Below are 17450 nucleotides of genomic sequence, written 5' to 3' on the forward strand. Positions count from 1 at the left end.
GTGCCCCGAGGCGATGGCCGGCTGAGCCACGACCTTGACCCCCAGCGGCCCGGCCCGCAGGACGCGTGCGGCGTCTTCGGCGTCTGGGCGCCCGGGGAGGAGGTCGCCAACCTCACCTACTTCGGGCTCTACGCCCTCCAGCACCGCGGCCAGGAGGCGGCCGGCATCGCGGTGAGTGACGGCTCGGGGGTCGTGGTCTTCAAGGACCTCGGCCTGGTCGCCCAGGTCTTCGACGAGCCGACCCTGGCCAGCCTGCGCGGGCACGTCGCGATCGGGCACGCGCGCTACTCCACCACCGGCGGCTCGACCTGGGAGAACGCCCAGCCGACTATCCGGGCGACCAGCGCCGGCACCACGATCGCGCTGGCCCACAACGGCAACCTGGTCAACACCGCCGAGCTTCAGCGTGAGGCGGCCGAGCGGCGGCTCGACTCGGACGGCGCGACCAACGACACCTCGCTGGTCACCATGCTGCTGGCCAGCCGGCCCGACCTCTCCGTCGAGGCGGCCGCGCTGGAGGTGCTGCCCCGGCTGCGGGGCGCGTTCAGCTTCGTCTTCATGGACGAGTCGACCCTCTACGCGGCCCGCGACCCGCACGGCGTACGCCCGCTGGTGCTCGGCCGGCTGGAGCGCGGCTGGGTGGTGGCCAGCGAGACCGCCGCGCTGGACATCGTCGGCGCGAGCGTGGTCCGCGAGGTCGAGCCGGGCGAGCTGATCGCCATCGACGAGGACGGGCTGCGCTCCACCCGGTTCGCCGCGCCCGAGCCGAAGGGCTGCCTCTTCGAGTACGTCTACATCGCCCGACCGGACGCCACCATCGCCGGGCGCAACGTGCACTCCGCCCGGGTGCAGATCGGCCGCCAACTCGCCCGGGAGCACCCGGTCGAGGCCGATCTGGTGATCCCGGTGCCGGAGTCCGGCACCCCCGCCGCGATCGGCTACGCCGAGGAGTCCGGCATCACCTACGGCCAGGGGCTGATGAAGAACCCGTACGTCGGGCGCACCTTCATCCAGCCGTCCCAGACGCTGCGCCAGCTCGGCATCCGGCTCAAGCTGAACCCGCTGCGCGAGAACGTCCGGGGCAAGCGCCTGGTGGTGGTGGACGACTCGATCGTCCGTGGCAACACCCAGCGGGCCATCGTGCGGATGCTGCGCGAGGCGGGCGCGCTGGAGGTCCACGTCCGGATCTCCTCCCCGCCGGTCAGCTGGCCCTGCTTCTACGGGATCGACTTCGCCACCCGGGCGGAGCTGGTGGCCAACGGGCTGGACAACGACGGCATCCGGCGGTCGATCGGTGCCGACACGCTGGGTTACGTCTCGCTGCCCGGTCTCATCGCCGCGACCGAGCAGCCGAAGAGCCGGCTCTGCCGGGCGTGCTTCGATGGGGAGTACCCGATCGAGCTGCCGGCCGGGCACCTGATCGGCAAGCACGTGCTCGAAGGAGTGGGCCGCCGGGTTGCCGCCGAGGCGTCCGACGCCACCGCTGACACCACCACCGCGCTCAACGACAACTTCAGCTCGGCTGGCGGCCACAATTCGGCCTCCGCGCCGCTGGGCGGCACTCCGGACCTGATGAAGGCCGGTCTGACGCCGTCGGCTGCCACCCACCTCCGGTAGCACCACCCACGCGGGTCCGGCCCCACCCGGGTCGGCCCCGCGGGAAACACAAAGGGGAGAACCGTGACGCACGTGTCCGAGCGCAGCGGCGCAGGAACCAGCCCGACGGGCGCTGCCGGCGACCGCCAACCCTGGACGGCCGGCACCAGCCGTACGACGCGCAAACGCTCTGTCTCCTACGCGGACGCCGGGGTGTCGATCGAGGCGGGCGACCGCGCGGTCGAGCTGCTGAAGTCCAAGGTCAAGCAGACCCGGCGCCCGGAGGTCATGGGTGACCTGGGCGGCTTCGCCGGCCTGTTCCGGCTGGACACGCAGAAATACAAGAACCCGATTCTCGCCTCCTCCACCGACGGGGTCGGCACCAAGCTGGTGATCGCCCAGCAGCTCGACATCCACGACACGGTCGGCATCGACCTGGTCGCGATGGTGGTCGACGACCTGGTCGCCTGCGGCGCCGAGCCGCTGTTCCTGCTCGACTACATCGCCACCGGCGAGGTCGTGCCGGACAAGGTCGCCGAGATCGGCGCGGGCATCGCCGACGGCTGCCGGTACGCGGGCTGCGCGCTGCTCGGCGGCGAGACCGCGGAGCACCCGGGCGTGCTGCGCCCCGACGAGTACGACATTTCCGCCACCGGCGTCGGCGTGGTGGAGGAGAGCGAGATCCTCAGCCCGGAGCGGGTCGAGGTGGGCGACGTCGTGATCGCGATGCGCTCCTCCGGCCTGCACTCCAACGGTTACTCCCTGGTCCGGCACGTGCTGCTGGGCGCCGGCCGGATGCGGCTGGACGTGGTGATCGACGACTTCGGCCGGCAGCGGACCCTCGGCGAGGAGCTGCTCACCCCGACCAAGATCTACGCGCAGGACTGCCTCAAGCTGATCGCCGAGGCCGAGGTGCGGGCGCTGGCCCACGTCACCGGCGGCGGCATCCCGGGCAACCTGGTCCGGATCCTGCCCGAGCACGTCGACGCGGTGGTCAACCGCTCCACCTGGAGGCCGCAGCCGATCTTCGACCTGATCCAGTCCAAGGGCCGGATCGAGGACCCGGAGATGGAGGCGACGTTCAACATGGGCGTCGGCATGTTCGCCATCGTCTCCGCCGAGGACGCCGACCGGGCGCTGGCCACCCTGACCGGGCGTGGCGTGGACGCCTGGCAGGCCGGCGAGATCATCGAGGGCTCCGGCAACGTCCAGATGATCGGCCACCACACCCGCGGATGATCACGGTCTGGTGATCATCCGGCCACCTGATCGGGGGTTCACCCGAGTGGCCACCGCCGCCTAGCCTGAAGGGCACTTGGGCTGACGGGGGAGGGTTGATGGCCGCTCGTACGCACTCCGGGATGCGGGGGATCGCCGCCGTGCCCTCGTACGTGGTGATGCAGCCGACCACGCTCTGTAACCTCGACTGCGCCTACTGCTACCTGCCGATGCGCGCGGCGGACCGGCGGATGCCGGTCGCGGTCGCCGAGGCGGTGGCGGCCTCGGTGAACCCGTGGGCGGCGGCGGGGCGCTTCTCCGTCGTCTGGCACGGCGGTGAGCCCCTGGCGGCCGGCCGGGAGCACCTGGCCGCCCTGCTCGCCCCGTTCGGGCCGGAGGTGGAGCACCACGTCCAGACCAACGCAACGCTGGTCGACGACGCCTGGTGCGCGTTCTTCGTCGAGCACGGCATACGGGTGAGCGTGAGCGTGGACGGGCCGCGCGAGCGCAACGCGGAGCGGGTCACCCGGGGCGGCCGGGCCGCGTACGACCGGATCATGTCCGGGGTGGCCGCGCTGCGCCGGCACGGGCTGCCCTTCTCGGCCCTCGCGGTGGTGTCCCGGCCCGGTCCCGGTCTCGCGACCGAGCTGTACGACTACTTCCTCGACCTCGGCTGCGACGTGCTCGGCGTCAACATCGAGGAGACCGAGGGGGTCAACACCCGCAGCAACGCCCGGGACGCCGCCGCGGTGACCGGGTTCTGGGCGGAGCTGGTCGGCGCGTGGCGCCGGGATCCCCGGATCCATCTGCGCGAGCTGGAATGGTCGCTGCGGTACGCCGGGGCCGTGCTGGCCGGCACGGTGGACGACCTGCTGCCCCGCCAGCTCGACCCGATTCCCACCGTCGCCCACGACGGCTCGGTGGTCGTGCTCTCGCCGGAGCTGGCCGGCTTCACCGATCCCGGGTACGGCGACTTCGGCAGCGGTAACGTGCTGACCACCCCGCTGGCCGAGATCCTGGCCGGGGCGGGGCGGACTCCCTGGGTGGCGGAGTTCCTCGCCGGCGTCGAGGCCTGCCGGTCGTCCTGCCCGTACTTCGGCTTCTGCGGTGGCGGCCACGCCGCCAACCGGTACTTCGAGCAGGGGCGCTTCGACGGTACGGAGACCGAGCACTGCCGCAACAGCAAGATCCGCCTACTGGAGGGAGTGTTGGAGCATGCCCGAGACCACCAGTCACCGGCAGTCTGAGCGCGTTGAGGGAGCCGGCCCGGACCCGGTCGTCGAGCGGGTACGGGAGGCCGCCGTGGGGTTGACCGCACTGCTCCACGAGGCCGATGCCGCGCGGGTGCTGCGGGCGGAGGTGTCGGGCGGCGACGGGGCCAGCGCGGTGTGCGCGTGGAACCACTTCGAGAACATCCCGACGTTCTACAACTGGAACAACCGCCCCCGCTGAGGGTACGACTCCGCGATCAAGGACCTGCCGGGTGCGTAGGGGTGTCCCGTCGGTGCGGCAGGTCCTTGATCGTCGGTCGTACGCCGGCTTCCGCAGAGCACATGCGTGAGCACGCGGGGCTTACCGCGTGCTCAGATGTGACCGGAGGTCAGCGGGTCGGACGGACCCAGGTGTCCGGGTCCTCGTCCGCGTGGTCCTCGTCATCGTCGTCGACATACTCTTTGTAGTCGTCGTCGAAGTCGCGGTCCGACTTCCCGCTGCCGCCGAGTTCTCGCTGCAAGGCGGCGAGGTCGGTGTTCGGGGAGTGGTACTTCAACTCCCGGGCCACCTTTGTCTGCTTGGCCTTAGCACGGCCGCGCCCCATGGCTCGACCCCCTCGCACAGAATGCGGGGCAGCCCGAAGGCGGGCCCCGATGACGTCAGGCATCTCTCGTGGCTCTTACGGTACATGGGGATGCCACTGTTCGGCACCTCGGGTTACCGTCAGCCGGCCCTGCGCGTCGCAGTGATCCGGCCGTCACAAAGTGTACCCGGTAAGGGGTGGGTGCCGTGACCGGCCGTGACAGCGGTCAAATAGGCCTTAACTGCCCCAATTTCTAGCTTAACGCCAGTCGGCCCGTCGCATCAGGCCGGGGGTGGAGCCGGTGCCCCGCCCCCGGCGTGATGTTCACCGCAGGCGGATCGTCCGGAGCCGGCCGACCTCGGCCATCCGCCGCTCGGCGAGCCGGTCCGCGGCCACCGCGGGCGGCACGCCCTCGTCGTCGGCGAGCCGAAGGATCTCCCGGGTGGTGTCGTAGATCCGGGTGGCGCGCAGCTTGGCCCGCTCGAAGTTGAAGCCCTCGATCTCGTCGGCGACCTGGATCACGCCGCCGGCGTTCACCACGTAGTCGGGGGTGTAGAGGATGCCCCGGTCGGCGAGGACCTTCTCGATGCCCGGGTGGGCGAGCTGGTTGTTCGCCGCGCCGGTGACCACCTTGGCCCGCAGCACCGGCACGGTGTCGTCGTTCAGGGCGCCGCCCAGCGCGCACGGGGCGTACACGTCGATGTCGGCGGCGATCAGGGCGGCGGTGTCGTCGACCAGCTCGACCTGCGGGTGGTTGGCGCGCACCCACTCCAGGGCCTTCGGGTTGACGTCGGTCGCCACGACCTCGGCCCCGTCCTCCAGCAGGTGGCCGGTCAGGTACTTGCCGACCTTGCCCAGGCCGGCCACGCCGACCCGCCGGCCGGAGAGCGTCGGGCTGCCCCAGACGTGCTCGGCGCCGGCCCGCATGCCCTGGAAGACGCCCCAGGCGGTCAGGATCGAGGAGTCGCCGGCACCGCCGTGCTCCACGCTGCGACCGGTGACGTACCGCGTCTCCCGGGCGATCACGTCCATGTCGGCCACGTAGGTGCCGACGTCGCAGGCGGTGTAGTAGCGCCCGTTCAGCGACTCCACGAAACGGCCGTACGCGCGCAGCAGCGGCTCGCTCTTGATCTGCTCCGGGTCGCCCCAGATGACCGCCTTGCCGCCGCCGAGGTCGAGACCGGCCAGGGCGTTCTTGTACGCCATACCGCGGGAGAGGTCGAGCACGTCGGCGAGAGCCGCTTCCTCGCTGGCGTACGGGTAGAACCGGGTGCCGCCGAGCGCGGGGCCCAGCGCGGTGGAGTAGATCCCGATGATCGCCTTGAGGCCGGACTGCTTGTCCTGGCAGAACACGACCTGTTCGTGGCCGGTGGATCCCGGGTCGTCGGTGGTGGCGAATACGCCCATGGCTGACTCCTGTGACGGTGTGCGCCCTTGTGGGGCGCGGACCTGGTGGCACGCCGGCGGGATGATGCCGGTGCTGCTGAGCCTAATATCGGCCGGAGCCGTACTGTCGCGCACACCACGTCCCCACGTCACGCCGGCAACGTACGGGTCCCGACTCGTGGGAGGATCGCGCCGTGCCGTCGCTCTTCGCTTCTTACCTGCGCGTGTACGAGCCGCTGACCGCCTTCGATCGGGATCGCCAGTCGTTCTGGCGCCGCTATGTGAACGAGGGCCGGGCCGTCGCGCCGCTGGAGGGGCCGGTCCGGCAGCGGACCGCGGTGATCGAGGCGCTCGGTGCGGGCTGGACCCGGCTGCCGGACCTGCCGGACGAGGCGTACGTGCTGGAGACCGACGACTCCCTGCTGGTCTGCCCGTGGAACCTGCGGATCCGGGTGGCCGAGGCGGCGCTGAGCGCCCGGGACGGCGTGCCCGCGGTGCTGGCCGACGCGTTCGTCCCGCCGATCCTGGCCGGCCAGGCCAAGGCGGTGGTGGAGGACTGGCGCAGCGGGGCGCGGGTGCTGGAGCACGGGGTGCCGAGGCTGCACGAGCAGATCGCCACCTGGGGGGTGCCGCTGCGCTGGTTCGTGCTCTTCGACGCGCAGGAGCGGCACCTGGTGACGGAGCCGGACCGGCGGGCGCTGCGCTACCGGACCGAGATCTCGAAGGCGCGCCGACGCTCGTCCCGCGCGCTGTCCGTGCTGCGCAAGTCGGTCGGGGAGGCCCCGATCACCGAGGCGGTCGAGGAGGCCGCCCGCTGGCTGGAGGAGTTCCACCCCCGCTCGGTCGTCGAGCTGGACTACGGGGGTCTGGTCCAACTGCTGCCGGACGAGACGCTGCTGGCCGACGACTCGCCCGAGCTGGTCGCGGCCGGGCTGGCCGGGCTGTCCCGCGGCGAGGCCGAGGAGGCCTCGGCGGCGTACGACAAGCTGGTCGCGCGGTGGCGGGCGGTGCAGTTGCTGGAGCGCTGCAATTAGCCCGGATTATCCGGCCAAGACCCCTTCGACACGAGAGTGTCTCGTAGTTGATGCATCACGACCCGTGATCATGAGTCCGAATAAGGTACTTCCTGACACATAAAAGTCGTAAAAATCGGGCATGGTTCATCCGTCCGTCTAGGGACCTTCAGCCGTTCGGCCCATGTCGGACATCGGGGACTAGCCGGACCATGGGAGACGCGTCGGCCGGCGGGACCCCGGCCGATGTCTATACATGTGGAGGAGTGACCCCGATGGCATCGCGAACGCATGAACCAGAGCCGCTACTCACACCGGCCGAGGTGGCGTCGATGTTCCGTGTCGACCCGAAGACGGTGACCCGGTGGGCCAAGGCCGGCAAGCTAAGTGCGATCCGGACCTTGGGCGGACACCGCCGTTACCGTGAGTCGGAGGTTCGGGCCCTGCTGCAGGGGCAGATCCCCCAGCAGCGTCAAGGGGACTGACGACCCGGACGTTTCTCAGGCGTTCCGATCAGGGGCGGCCGGACGTACGCGACAGCGACGATCCGCCGCCCTTAGTCGTATCCGGGGACTATCCGGGGCTCGCTCGCCCCACCCGGTCCTCCAGCACGATCCGCAGCCCCACCGTACCGCTCTCCCCCCGGCGCAGCCGGCTGCCGAGCAGGCCCAGCCGGCCGAGCAGCCGGTACTTCTGCTTCAACAGCCCCCGGACCCGCCGGGTCCCGACCAGGTCGCAGACCGTCGCGCGCCCCGGGACCGCCGCCCCGTGCGGCCGTCCCCGGACGTCGCACGGGGCCACCGTCACCCGACCGTTGCGCCGGATCCGTTTGACCTTGCCGGTGTCCGACGCGGTCCACACCGCAAGCGCGTCCCCGTCCCGCACCGCCCAGACCGGCGTCGGCACCGCCCGCCCGTCCTTGCGGAACGTCGTGAGCAGCACGTACTTCTCCGCCGCGAGGCGGTCCAGGTCGGTCACGCCGCTCAGGATAAGGCCGCGACAGGCCAGCCGAGCCCGGTTAGCGTGATCGCTGTGACCGGGGAACCCACGATCGGCGACGTGTTCGGCGAGATGATCCGTGACGCGTACGCCGTCGCCACCGGGATCGGACCCCGGCCGCTGGCCGGCGGGCGGCTGCCCCGGCCGGTCATCGAGATCATCGAGCGGGACGACGGCCTGGTCAACGGCGCTCCCGCCGGGCACTACCTGGACCCGCCGGAGGCGTGGCAGCCGTACGACCACCGGGCCGTGGAACGGGTGCGCGGGCACGCGCTGGACGTCGGCGTCGGCGCGGGCCGGATCGCGCTGCACCTCCAACAGCGCGGGGTTCCGGTCACCGGCCTGGACACCTCGGTCGGCGCGCTGCGGGTCTGCCGGCACCGGGGCGTACGCGACCTGGTGCACGGCACGATCGACCAGCACGTCGCCGACGGCCGGCGGTACGACACCTTCCTGCTGCTGGGCAACAACCTCGGGCTGATCGAGGGGCGGGAGCGGGCCGCCGGGTTCCTGGCCGCCCTCGCCGCGCTGGCCCGTCCCGGGGCGCAGGTGATCGCGCACGGCACCGACCCGTACGGCACCACGGATCCGGTGCAGGTCAGCTACCACGAGCGCAACCGGCGGCGGGGCCGGCTCGGCGGCCAGCTCCGGCTGCGGCTGCGCTACCGGCTGCTCGGCACCGAGTGGTTCGACTATCTGGTCTGCACGGCCGACGAACTGGCCGAGCTGGTCCAGGGTTCGTCGTGGCGACTGGTCGACGTGGACGACCGGGACCACCCCTACTACCTGGCCACCCTGCAACTGGCCTGAGCGCCGCCAGGCCCCCGGGACCGGCCCGGGAGCCCGCGCGCGTACCCGTCAGACCTGGACGGTCGGGGAGTGCTGCTCCGGCGGGAGGCCGCCGTCGCCGTCGACCACCTCGTCCGGGGTCCCGTCCTCGTCGATGTCGACCATGGTGATGTCCACCTTGCCGTCACCGTCGGTGTCGAACTGGAACAGGTCGGCCTTACCATCGCCGTCGGTGTCCACCACCCACACGTCGGTCTGCCCGTCGTGGTTGGTGTCCGCGCGGAGCAGGTCCACCCGCTCGTCGCCGCGCGTCTCCACGGTCTCGGCGGTCGCCGCGTTCTCCGGTGCCTGACTCATCTCGATCCTTCCCTCGGCCTGGCCGTCGTCTGTACCCGGCGGGACGCGCCCCCACGCACGCCGCCCCGGTCGGCCCTGCATAGGGTCGCATCCAGGAGCGAGCGGAGCGGGCGGCCGGGCGCGGCGGAGACCCCGTGCGCCACCGCACGCGGCGAGGGGACGTCATGAGTGGTCGTTTTGTGGTCGTCGGGGCCGGCACCATGGGCCTCGGCATCGCGTACGTGGCGTCCGGCGCCGGGTACGCGGTCGAACTGGTCGAGGTGGACCCGACGCGCGGCGAAGACGCCGTACGGCGGCTCGGCGAGCTGTGGGAACGCGGGGTGCAGCGCGGCAAGCTGACCGCCGAGGAGGCGACGGCGAACCGGGAGCGGCTCACCCTGCGGGCCGGGCTGGCCGAGGTCGCCGAGGGGCCCGACGTGATCGTGGAGGCGGTCCCCGAGCGGCTCGACCTCAAGCGTTCGGTGCTCCGGCAGGCCGAGGCACGGCGTCCCGCCCTGCTCGGCAGCAACACCTCCAGCATCCCGATCGCCGAGCTGGCCGAGGGGCTGGCGCGGCCGGCCGACTTCCTCGGGCTGCACTTCTTCAACCCGGTCTGGGTGATGGCGCTGCTGGAGATCGTGGTCGGCCCGGCCACCGCGCCGGAGACCACCGAGGCGGCCGTCGCGCTCGCCGGCCGGCTGGGCAAGGACCCCGTCGTCGTACGCGACATGCCCGGCTTCGCCACCTCCCGGCTCGGGGTCACCCTCGGGCTGGAGGCGATCCGGATGGTCGCCGACGGGGTGGCCAGCCCCGGCGACATCGACAAGGCGATGGTGCTCGGCTACCGGCACCCGATCGGCCCGCTGGAGCTGACCGACCTGGTCGGGCTGGACGTCCGGCTCGACATCGCCCGCACCCTCCAGGCCGCGTACGGGGACCGTTTCGCGCCGCCGCCGCTGCTGGAGCAGTTGGTCGCCGAAGGAAAGCTCGGCAAGAAGTCCGGTCAGGGCTTCTACACCTGGGAAGGCGGGGTCAAGCAGTGAGCGGGCTGCGGATCGAGGAGTTGCCGGACCGGCTGGTGGTCACCCTGGACCGGCCGGAGAAGCGCAACGCCATCGACGCCGACCTGATCGCCGAGCTGCACGCCGTCTGCGCCGAGTTGGAGGCGCGACCCCGGCTGCTGCTGCTCACCGGCGGGACGGAGGGCGTCTTCGCCGGCGGGGCGGACATCGGCCAGCTCCGCGAACGCGGCCGGCTGGACGCGCTGGCCGCCATCAACCAGGCCGCCTTCGCCCGGATCCGGGCCCTGCCGATGCCGACCGTGGCCGCCGTGGACGGCCCGGCGTTGGGCGGCGGCGCCGAGCTGGCGTACGCCTGTGATCTGCGGGTGTGTACGGCGCGTGCGGTGTTCGGCCAGCCCGAGGTGCGGTTGGGCATCCTGGCCGGCGCGGGCGCGACCTACCGGTTGCCGGCGCTGGTCGGCGAGGCCCGGGCCAAGGAGCTGCTCTTCACCGGACGCCGGGTGGACGCCGACGAGGCGCTGCGGATCGGCCTGGTCAACCGGGTGGTGGCGGAGCCGGCGGAGCTGCTGCCCAGCGCGCACGGCCTGCTCGACGAGATCGCCAAGGGGTCGGCGCTGGCGGTGCGGCTGACCAAGCTGGCCGTGGACGCCCCACCCGCCGCCCACCCGCAGCTCGACCTGCTCAGCCAGGCGGTGCTCTTCGAGGACGAGGAGAAGCACCGGCGGATGACGGAGTTCCTGGAGCGGCGTAGGTCCCGCTGACCGGGCCGGACGCGACGAGGGCCGCACCGGTGCGCCCGGTGCGGCCCTCGTCGTCGGTTCAGTGCTGGATCTGCACCCCGGCGTCCGCCAGGTCGGTGATCACCTTCAGCGACTCGCCGAAGCCGATTATCAGCACGGCGTCCGCCCCGTATGCCTTGATCTCCTTGGCGCTGGCGGAGAAGTCCACCGGCGGCGCCTGCGCGTCGGCCGGCGGCTCGTACGTGAGCAGCTTGACGCGGTCGGCACCGAAGCCGGCCCGCTCCAGCTCGGCGCGGACGTTCTCCTGGAAGCCCTGGCCGTAGGAGTCCTTCCGGGCCACGATGGCGACCTTGTGCGGCCCGTCCCGCAGGATCACGTCGGCCAACGCCCGTCCCTGGAGGCTGTCCGGCGGCGCGGTGCGGAAGTAGAGGTCCTTGTCGTCCACCGTGGTCAGCCCGGCGTCCGTGTTGGACGGGGAGAACAGGATCCGCCCGGCGGCCACCACGTCGGGCAGCACGGCCCGGGAGATGCCGGACGCGGCGGCGCCGATGATGACGTGCACACCCTTGGCCACGTGCGAGGCCACGGTCGCCTTCGCGACCTCCGGGTTGGTGCCGTCGTCGCCGTCGATCCAGGTCACCGGCTCGCCGAGCACCCCACCGGCGGCGTTGATCTCACGGATGGCCAGCGCCGCCGCGGCCGCCAGCGGCGGGTACGCCAGCGCCAGGTCACCGGTCTTCGGCAGGAGGCCGCCGATGACCAGCGGGGCGTCGTCCGCCTTCTTCCCGCCGCGCGGCTTCCTGCCCCGGGGCGGCTCCTTGGTGCTCGCCGCCGAGTCGTCACCGGCGCCGACGAACTCGGTCTTGCCGTCGTCGATCTTCTCGTGCCCGAAGTGAAGGGTGGCGTAGCTGGCGGTGGCCGGCTCACCGGCGTCGGTGAACCCGGCCCGGTTGAGCGACACGCCCCGGTACTCGATGTCCTGGCCGGTGCGGGCGAGCCGCAGGCAGGTGGCCGGGTCCTCGCAGCGCTGTCCGCCCGTGGTCACCCCGACGATCTGCTTGGCGATCTCGGTCGGCTCGGTGGTGCCGGCCAGTTGGGCGGCCAGCGCGCTGATCACCACCGCGTCGTACGTCTCCGCCGAGTAGAGGTAGTCGGTCAGCTTCGGGTCTACGGTGCGTAGCCGCTCCTTGAAGGTGTCGGGCAGCGGCGTGAGCGGGATGGTGCCCTTCATCCCGTTGAGAAGGCCCGCACGCTCCTTCAGCTCGACGGCGTACGCGGTCTGCATGTTGCCGTCGGTCCCATAGAGGCGCACCTGGGTGTCGGTGTTCGCCTCCTCGGGCTGGTCACTCCCACAGCCGCTGGTGGCGAGCAGGAGCGCCGCGCTGGCCACAACGATGGCCGCGCGCGACGCGCGTGATACGAGCATGGTCGTCCTTCCTCCGGCGAAGGTCCGTTGCGCACACTAGCGTGCCGACGCGGGTCGCGGGACCGTGGATGGGCGGTCCGTCAGCAGCTTGACTACGGATATCACTCAGCGTGACGGGCGGGCTGTTTCGGGTCACCGCTTGACCTCCCGTCCTACTGTTCGGCAGGTGACCGACGAAGCACAGCAGACGCTGGACGACGCGACCGCCGTGCTCCACTCGGCTCTCGCCGGCGACGGGGACGCAGTGGTGGGCACCTTCGACGCGGTGGTGGACCGGGCCGGCCTGGCCGGGGCGTACGGGGTGGCATGGTGCCTGGCAGCCACCATGGTCGGCGACGACGCCCCGCTCGGCGGCTGCGCGCTGGACTTCCCCGACATCGACCAGGCCGACTACGACACCCGCTGGGTGGCCCGCTTCGTCAGCGCGTACGCCAACGACGACGCCGACACCGGGGAGGCGCTCTTCGGGGCCGCGGCGGCCGACGGGCTGCTGCCCGACTGCCTGCTCACCCTCGCCGGGTCGACGGTGGCGACGCTGCGCAGCCGGGCAGGCTGACCGCTCGACGGATCCGGGCTGTGGTAGCTCTGGAGCATGTCCGAGGCGATGCTGAGCAAGGTCCGCAAGCTGCTCGCCCAGGCCGAGGACCCGGCCTGCACCCCCGCCGAGTCGGCGGCCTTCATGGCGAAGGCGACCGAGCTGATCGCCCGCTACGGCGTCGACCGCGCGCTGCTGGCCGCCCGGGAGCCGGCCACCGACCCGGTCGGCGACCGGGTGGTCGAGGTGGTCGCCCCGTACGCCCGGGACAAGGCCGGCCTGCTCGCGGCGGTCGCCGATCCGTTGCGCTGCCGATGCGTACGCCGCCGGCAGGGCAGCGGCTTCGCGATGCACCTGTTCGGCTTCGCCAGCGACCTGGAACGGGTCGAGATGCTGTTCACCTCATTGCTGGTGCAGGCCGCGCACGGGCTGGCCGGTGCGCCCGTACCGGCCGGGGAGAATCCGGCCGCGTTCCGTCGTAGCTGGCTGGCCGGTTTCGCCCACACCGTGGCGGAGCGGCTGCGCGCGGCCGAGGCCGAGGCGGTCGCCGGAGCCGGCGTACCCTCGACGGCGCTGGTGCTGGCCGACCGCTCCGACCGGGTCCAGCACCGGCTCGCCGAGGTGTATCCGCGGCTGCGTACCGCGCCGCCCCGCCGGCTCGCCGGCACCGGCTTCGGCTCCGGGGTGGCGGCGGGGCGCCGGGCCCACCTGGGCGGCACCGGCGTGACCGGGCGCGGCGCCGCGGGGCGGGGCATCGGGCGATGACCCTTCCATCCCTTGGTGAGACCGGTCAGGTCGCGCTGTGGCTGTGGCCGCGACGAGGTATCTCCGCACACACGCTTTGGAGCTGATATCACGAACGCATCGCTGGTATCGCTGTCCGCCTGATTCGTTTGCGATATCAGCTCGAAAGGCAGTTTTGAGTTGTCCTGATATCCGAGGACATCGGCCCGCCGGGCAGGCGATCGCCGATGCGTCGCAGGTCAGGAACCGCTGCGGGCGACCGTGGCGAGATAGCGGCAGAGGAGTTCGTGCCAGCCAGCGGTGAGCGCCTTGCGGTAGCCCTCGGCGGCCGCGCCGTGCCGGTCGAAATACCGGTGCTCGACCTCGACCCGGGTGCGCTCCGGCCCCTCGGGCAGAAAGAGCACCTCCACCTCGCTGGCCCGCGCCGGGTCCGGCACCGGCACCCGGTCCGGCCCGAGCTGCCAACTGAAGACGAGCCGGCGCGGCGGGTCCCAGGTCAGCACCCGGCCCCAGTCGCCGCGGAAGCCGTACGGGCCGATCTCGTAGAGCATGCCGCCGGCCCGGGGCTCGACCCCCAGCTCGGCCAGCGCCGCCGGCCCGGACCAGGTGTATTCGCGTACCCACCAGTCGGCCAGGGACCCGGTGAAGACCGCGAACGCGCGCTCGGCGGAGGCAGGGGCGAAGAGTTTGCTACGGACGGAGAAGCGGTCGAATTCCTGGCTGACCTCATCCGGATCAGCCATCTCCTGTCCCATAGGCCCGGACCATACCGGCTGCTGCCTCGCTGTGCAGCTTGGCGAACGTCTGTATTCCGGCAGCGGGAATGGGAGTTTCCGACACCCTTGGCCAGGTGAATTGGGGCGAATGCAACAGCGCCGACCGGCGTTTCCGCTGGTCGGCGCTGTTTAGCCCGGCGAAAGGCTATGTGGCCAGGGGCGGGGTCGAACCGCCGACCTTCCGATTTTCAGTCGGACGCTCGTACCAACTGAGCTACCTGGCCGTGGTGCTCGGCTCATGCTACCGCATGGGCCGATACGCAGAACGCCGCGCATGCTGCGCGGCGTCAGCGCTTGCGGTCCTGACGGGACTTGAACCCGCGACCTCCGCCTTGACAGGGCGGCGAGCACTCCAACTGCTCCACAGGACCTTGCTGATGTTGCATCCGGCGCGAGCCGGACCGTGCCCCCAACGGGATTCGAACCCGTGCTACCGCCTTGAAAGGGCGGCGTCCTGGGCCGCTAGACGATGAGGGCGGCCCCGCCATCATTGCACATCGCAACTTCAGACGGACTTGCTCCCATCCGGCCCCGCCGGAGGCATGAGAAGCATATGTCATGCCCCGGCGGTCAACCAAACCGGTATCCCCCTGCCTGCGTCGGCTGGCGAAACCGCAGGTCACGGCCGGGTCAGCGGAGCCGGGTGATGCCGTACCGCTTCTTCAGGTCGGGAATCACCTGCCGGCAGGCGGCCATGGTCTGGCTCCGGTCGCCGCCCCCGTCGTGCATCAGCACGATCGAGCCGGGGCGGGCCGCCGCCTCCACCCGTTTGGCGATCGTCTTCGCGGTCGGATGGTTCCAGTCCTGCGGGTCGACGGTCCAGTGCAGCGGGCGCATGCCGAGCTTGCGCGCCACCGCCACCTCCTCCGCCGTCCACCGGCCACCGGGCTGGCGGAACCAGGTGATCTCGGCGTCCGGTACGGCGTCCCGAATCACCCGGTTCGTCCGGACCAGGTCGGCCTTGATCTCCGACACCGGTCGCCGGCCGAGGTCCAGGTCGTGCCGCCAGCTGTGGTTGCAGAGCTGGTGACCCTCCCGAACGATCCGCTCCACCAGTTCCGGGTAGCGCTTGGCCTGCTGGCCGATCAGGCAGAACGTCGCGGTGACGTGGGCCGCCCGCAACTGGTTGAGAATCTGGGGCGTCCACCGCGGATCCGGCCCGTCGTCGAAGGTCAGCGCCACCGCGTCGTCGTCGCTGCGCCGGTGCAGCCCGGCGGGAAGGTTCTTCGGCAGCGGACGCAGCTTCGGTTTCGGCGGGGTGGTGCGGCTGGGCCGCGGGGTGGGCGTCGGTGTCGGCACCGGGGTGGGTGAGGCGGAGGTGGGTGGACCCGCCGCCGGGGGTGGGGTCTTGCCGGGTCCGCCACAGCCGGTGAGGAACAACACCAGGCCCAGGGCGAGCGCCAGCACGGCGCGTGATCGCATCATCGCTCCCGAGAGGGGTCGGGGTATGCGGACTTCCGACCGTAGTGGACGCGGCTCGGAAGCACGAGAGGTGGTCAGGCCGTCGTCGACCGGTCCTGCGAATCGCGTACGGCCGTCGCCAGCGCGACCGCCTCGGCCAGGTCCATCGGCCGGACCACGCCGGCCGGCAGCGCGTCGGCCCGCCAGCCCGGCCCGGCGGCGAGCACCAGCAGCGGCCGACGGGGGGTGGCGAGCAGCGCGGTGAGCTGATCCGGGTCGGCGGTCGCCCCGGTGTGGGACCAGAGTACGACGGCCGTCGGCCCGGTCCGGGCGACCGCCTCGACCAGGGCCGGCACCGGCACCCGCGCGCCCAGCATGCGGTAGCCCACTCCCGCCTCGGCGAGGGCGGCGCCGAGCGCCTCCAACGGCAGCGTGTGCTGCTCCTCGTCGGCGCAGGAGAGCAGGATCCGGGCCGGCCCGGCGGCCGGGCGCGCCCGGGCCACCGTGGCGAACGCCTCGGACACGCACCGGGACAGCAGATGTTCCACCTCGATCAGCCGGCCGGTGGCGGCGTGCCGGTCGCCGATGCCGGCGAGCACCGGCCGGAGCAGGATGTCCCAGGTCGTCACCACACCGTCGGCGGCGAGGGCGTGCGCGATCGTCTCACCGATGGCCACCGAGTCCAGCCGCATCGCGGCGCGGGCCAGCCCACGGGCTACCGGTCCGGCCCGGCCGACCGGGATGGCCGTCCCGCCGCCGGCCCGGGTGACGCCCGGCGGGGTCGCCCGGCCGAGACGCTCGGGTGCGGCCAGCACCGGCGCCCGCCGGGCCCAGCGGGCGGCCTCCGCCGGGCTCACCCCGTCCGCGGTGAGCCGCCGCATGATCTCCAGCCGCGAGAGGTCGGTCGAGGTGTAGCGCCGGTGGTGTCCCGGTACGTGCTCGCTGGGCCCGAGACCGTAGCGCTGGTGCCAGGTACGCAGCGTGGTGACCGCGACACCCAGCGTCCGTGCGACGGCACCCGCGCTCAGCGCCTCATCGGCCACCCGACCGCTCCGGTGCCTCGTCGACCGGCACACCGGCCGGGCCCGCGCCGGACGAGCCCGCCCCGCCGGCGGCGGGACGTGCCGGACGCAGCAGTTGCCGCACCACCCCGCCCAGCCAGGGCGCGTACGCCTCGGGGGTGGCGTCGAGGTCGGCGGCCAGTTCGTGCGGGTCGACCCAGCGCAGGGTGGCGACCTCGGCCGGGTCGGGCCGGGTGGGCAGGTCGGCCGGCACGTCGGCGCGCAGCACGTGGTCGTACTCGAACTCGACGCGGCCGGTGGCCGGGTCCTCGGCGTGGTAGAGGTGCACCCCGACCTCGGTGAGGTCGACGGGGGCGACGCCCAACTCCTCGGCCAGCCGGCGGTTGGCGGCCTCGGCCAGTGGCTGGCCCGGCAGCGGGTGGCCGCAGCAGGAGTTGGCCCAACGCAGCGGGAAGCGGGTCTTCACGGCGGCCCGCTGCTGGAGCAGGATCCGCCCGTCCGGGTCGACCAGCAGCACCGAGAACGCGCGGTGCAGCCGGCCCGGCGGCTGGTGGGCGGCGGCCACCGTGTCCTCGCCGAGCGCGTGCCCGGCGCCGTCGACCAGTTCGACCAGGTGTCCTTCGCGGGAGGTCACGGTGCCCGCCTTTCGTTC

General features: G+C 72.3%; 20 protein-coding genes and 3 tRNA genes. 11 read left to right on the forward strand and 12 right to left on the reverse strand.

The window, feature by feature from the left end; all coding sequences use genetic code 11:
* From purF to amcA, 4 genes are all read left to right on the forward strand, one after another.
* Entirely contained in the window at positions 1-1617 is a 1617-nt protein-coding gene (gene purF / locus GA0070621_RS24375) for an amidophosphoribosyltransferase (protein WP_091200123.1), read from the forward strand.
* Positions 1618-1680: 63 nt separating this feature from the next.
* Positions 1681-2835 (forward strand): phosphoribosylformylglycinamidine cyclo-ligase, encoded by a 1155-nt coding sequence (gene purM, locus GA0070621_RS24380; protein WP_091200125.1) that lies wholly within the window; start codon positions 1681-1683, stop codon positions 2833-2835.
* Positions 2836-2957: 122 nt separating this feature from the next.
* Positions 2958-4061, forward strand: coding sequence for a cyclophane-forming radical SAM peptide maturase AmcB (gene amcB / locus GA0070621_RS24385; RefSeq protein WP_331715222.1), 1104 nt, complete (start codon positions 2958-2960; stop codon positions 4059-4061).
* Positions 4030-4266 carry a multiple cyclophane-containing RiPP AmcA gene (gene amcA, locus GA0070621_RS30565; protein WP_091200128.1) on the forward strand — a complete coding sequence of 79 codons (237 nt, stop codon included), beginning with the start codon at positions 4030-4032 and terminating at the stop codon, positions 4264-4266. The genes amcB and amcA overlap by 32 nt, the downstream gene beginning before the upstream one ends.
* Positions 4267-4414: 148 nt before the next feature.
* Here amcA and GA0070621_RS24395 read toward each other — a convergent pair whose 3' ends face one another.
* On the reverse strand, positions 4415-4630 hold the full coding sequence (locus GA0070621_RS24395; protein WP_091200132.1) for a DUF3073 domain-containing protein: 216 nt from the start codon (positions 4628-4630) through the stop codon (positions 4415-4417).
* A gap of 303 nt (positions 4631-4933) precedes the next feature.
* Positions 4934-6016 carry a Glu/Leu/Phe/Val family dehydrogenase gene (locus tag GA0070621_RS24400; protein ID WP_091200134.1) on the reverse strand — a complete coding sequence of 361 codons (1083 nt, stop codon included), beginning with the start codon at positions 6014-6016 and terminating at the stop codon, positions 4934-4936.
* A 173-nt stretch (positions 6017-6189) separates the two neighbouring features.
* Here GA0070621_RS24400 and GA0070621_RS24405 point away from each other — a divergent pair, with 173 nt between their 5' ends.
* Both GA0070621_RS24405 and GA0070621_RS24410 read left to right on the forward strand, forming a co-directional pair.
* Entirely contained in the window at positions 6190-7029 is an 840-nt protein-coding gene (locus GA0070621_RS24405; RefSeq protein WP_091200136.1) for a hypothetical protein, read from the forward strand.
* Positions 7030-7283: 254 nt separating this feature from the next.
* Positions 7284-7493: a BldC family transcriptional regulator gene (locus GA0070621_RS24410; protein ID WP_007073996.1), complete on the forward strand. Its 210-nt coding sequence runs from the start codon at positions 7284-7286 to the stop codon at positions 7491-7493.
* Between the two features lie 88 nt (positions 7494-7581).
* Here GA0070621_RS24410 and GA0070621_RS24415 read toward each other — a convergent pair whose 3' ends face one another.
* Complete coding sequence (locus GA0070621_RS24415; protein ID WP_091200140.1) at positions 7582-7986, reverse strand: PPOX class F420-dependent oxidoreductase; 405 nt, start codon at positions 7984-7986, stop codon at positions 7582-7584.
* A 54-nt stretch (positions 7987-8040) separates the two neighbouring features.
* On the opposite strand from GA0070621_RS24415, the gene GA0070621_RS24420 reads away from it, so the two are divergent.
* Positions 8041-8817: a class I SAM-dependent methyltransferase gene (locus GA0070621_RS24420; protein WP_091202804.1), complete on the forward strand. Its 777-nt coding sequence runs from the start codon at positions 8041-8043 to the stop codon at positions 8815-8817.
* A 48-nt stretch (positions 8818-8865) separates the two neighbouring features.
* Here the strand turns inward: GA0070621_RS24420 and GA0070621_RS24425 are convergent, their stop codons facing one another.
* A complete protein-coding gene (locus GA0070621_RS24425) occupies positions 8866-9153 on the reverse strand; it encodes a hypothetical protein (RefSeq protein WP_091200142.1) in 288 nt (95 codons plus the stop codon).
* Between the two features lie 164 nt (positions 9154-9317).
* Here GA0070621_RS24425 and GA0070621_RS24430 point away from each other — a divergent pair, with 164 nt between their 5' ends.
* On the forward strand, positions 9318-10175 hold the full coding sequence (locus tag GA0070621_RS24430) for a 3-hydroxyacyl-CoA dehydrogenase family protein (RefSeq protein WP_091200144.1): 858 nt from the start codon (positions 9318-9320) through the stop codon (positions 10173-10175).
* Positions 10172-10915, forward strand: coding sequence for an enoyl-CoA hydratase/isomerase family protein (locus GA0070621_RS24435; RefSeq protein ID WP_091200146.1), 744 nt, complete (start codon positions 10172-10174; stop codon positions 10913-10915). The genes GA0070621_RS24430 and GA0070621_RS24435 overlap by 4 nt, the downstream gene beginning before the upstream one ends.
* 58 nt (positions 10916-10973) lie before the next feature.
* Here GA0070621_RS24435 and GA0070621_RS24440 read toward each other — a convergent pair whose 3' ends face one another.
* Positions 10974-12320 (reverse strand): ABC transporter substrate-binding protein, encoded by a 1347-nt coding sequence (locus GA0070621_RS24440; protein ID WP_091200148.1) that lies wholly within the window; start codon positions 12318-12320, stop codon positions 10974-10976.
* 166 nt (positions 12321-12486) lie between these two features.
* Here GA0070621_RS24440 and GA0070621_RS24445 point away from each other — a divergent pair, with 166 nt between their 5' ends.
* Together GA0070621_RS24445 and GA0070621_RS24450 are read left to right on the forward strand one after the other, a co-directional pair.
* On the forward strand, positions 12487-12876 hold the full coding sequence (locus GA0070621_RS24445; protein ID WP_091200150.1) for a hypothetical protein: 390 nt from the start codon (positions 12487-12489) through the stop codon (positions 12874-12876).
* A 36-nt stretch (positions 12877-12912) separates the two neighbouring features.
* Entirely contained in the window at positions 12913-13620 is a 708-nt protein-coding gene (locus tag GA0070621_RS24450) for a DUF2786 domain-containing protein (protein ID WP_091200153.1), read from the forward strand.
* A gap of 218 nt (positions 13621-13838) precedes the next feature.
* Here the strand turns inward: GA0070621_RS24450 and GA0070621_RS24455 are convergent, their stop codons facing one another.
* From GA0070621_RS24455 to idi, 7 genes are all read right to left on the reverse strand, one after another.
* On the reverse strand, positions 13839-14354 hold the full coding sequence (locus tag GA0070621_RS24455; RefSeq protein WP_197673928.1) for an SRPBCC family protein: 516 nt from the start codon (positions 14352-14354) through the stop codon (positions 13839-13841).
* 171 nt (positions 14355-14525) lie between these two features.
* Positions 14526-14599, reverse strand: a tRNA-Phe gene (locus tag GA0070621_RS24460).
* A 73-nt stretch (positions 14600-14672) separates the two neighbouring features.
* Positions 14673-14746, reverse strand: a tRNA-Asp gene (locus GA0070621_RS24465).
* A 33-nt stretch (positions 14747-14779) separates the two neighbouring features.
* Positions 14780-14852, reverse strand: a tRNA-Glu gene (locus tag GA0070621_RS24470).
* A 153-nt stretch (positions 14853-15005) separates the two neighbouring features.
* Entirely contained in the window at positions 15006-15800 is a 795-nt protein-coding gene (locus GA0070621_RS24475) for a polysaccharide deacetylase family protein (protein ID WP_167667294.1), read from the reverse strand.
* A 71-nt stretch (positions 15801-15871) separates the two neighbouring features.
* The gene (locus tag GA0070621_RS24480) at positions 15872-16819 is read right to left on the reverse strand and encodes a MerR family transcriptional regulator (protein ID WP_091200154.1); all 948 of its coding nucleotides are present in this window, start codon (positions 16817-16819) and stop codon (positions 15872-15874) included.
* Positions 16809-17432: an isopentenyl-diphosphate Delta-isomerase gene (idi, locus tag GA0070621_RS24485; protein ID WP_091200156.1), complete on the reverse strand. Its 624-nt coding sequence runs from the start codon at positions 17430-17432 to the stop codon at positions 16809-16811. The genes GA0070621_RS24480 and idi overlap by 11 nt, the downstream gene beginning before the upstream one ends.
* Between the last annotated feature and the right edge of the window lie 18 nt (positions 17433-17450).

Origin of the sequence: Micromonospora narathiwatensis (assembly GCF_900089605.1) — a bacterium.
In the GTDB taxonomy this organism is placed as follows: domain Bacteria; phylum Actinomycetota; class Actinomycetes; order Mycobacteriales; family Micromonosporaceae; genus Micromonospora; species Micromonospora narathiwatensis.